This window comes from Oleiphilus sp. HI0128 (assembly GCF_001635365.1).
On record NZ_LWGG01001004.1, the window covers coordinates 1 to 828 of the forward strand.

At 40.5% G+C, this 828-nt stretch carries 1 protein-coding gene and 1 pseudogene; both read right to left on the minus strand.

Translation table 11 applies throughout. From position 1 onward, the window contains the following. Positions 1-303: pseudogene (locus A3763_RS17025) on the minus strand (IS66 family transposase); the annotation flags it as partial. Positions 304-433: 130 nt separating this feature from the next. Next, positions 434-781: an IS66 family insertion sequence element accessory protein TnpB gene (tnpB, locus tag A3763_RS17030; protein WP_068510160.1), complete on the minus strand. Its 348-nt coding sequence runs from the start codon at positions 779-781 to the stop codon at positions 434-436. Positions 782-828: the final 47 nt, after the last annotated feature.

Sequence of the window (828 nt, forward strand, 5' to 3'; positions counted from 1 at the left end):
TTTATCTTCACCCATGCGATGTAATTCATGACCGCAGTCATCACAGCTTTTGTCTTCGTCTGCCAGGTCGTGAATGATGACGTCGCGTGGTAAGTCTTTGGGTAAAGGTTTACGAACAGGTTTCTTGCGTTCGTAGGTGATGGACTCTTTTTCGGCTTCAGTCGGTTCCGCTTCAGACTCATCTGCTAATTGCTCAAGTTCATTGAATAGCTCGCCCTGACCCGGGTAGCCTTCAGTGCTTTTACCAAATTGTTTATGCTGAGCTAAACGAAACTGCTCAGTAAGATAAGCGATAGTCTCATCTCTTTCTGCGAGAAGTTTCTTCAGTAAAATAGGGTCGTCAGGGAGTGATTCGATGTCTGTTTTCATGCGTGCATTTTAACAAAAAACACGCTAACTTGCTGTTTTTATTTATACTATTTACCTGATTTTATTACATAATATTTTGATAATCGACAGCTTGATGACCGATGACATCATAGCCTTCCAGCAACCAAGACAACTGCTGTTCATTCAATTCTAAACATGCTTCATCAATACGGCTTGGCCATTTGAATTTATCTTTTTCAAGCCGTTTATACCACAAGGCAAAGCCGGTTTTATCCCAATAAAGTATCTTCAATTTATCTTTGGCTTTGTTGCAGAAAATGAACAAGGCACCGCTCATGACGGGAAGATTTATCTCCGACTCAATGATCACAGATAAACCATTAATCGATTTTCTGAAATCGACAAACTGCCGGTGAAGATAAATGCGGGAAGGCTGAACAAACATCTTCATGATAAACCCTTTATCACTCTGACTAAAAAGTCAGGTGATATCGAATC

What these genes read in the sequence shown, in the direction of transcription:
- tnpB (WP_068510160.1), bottom strand. Translation starts at nt 781, where the DNA reads ATGAAGATGTTTGTTCAGCCTTCCCGCATTTATCTTCACCGGCAGTTT.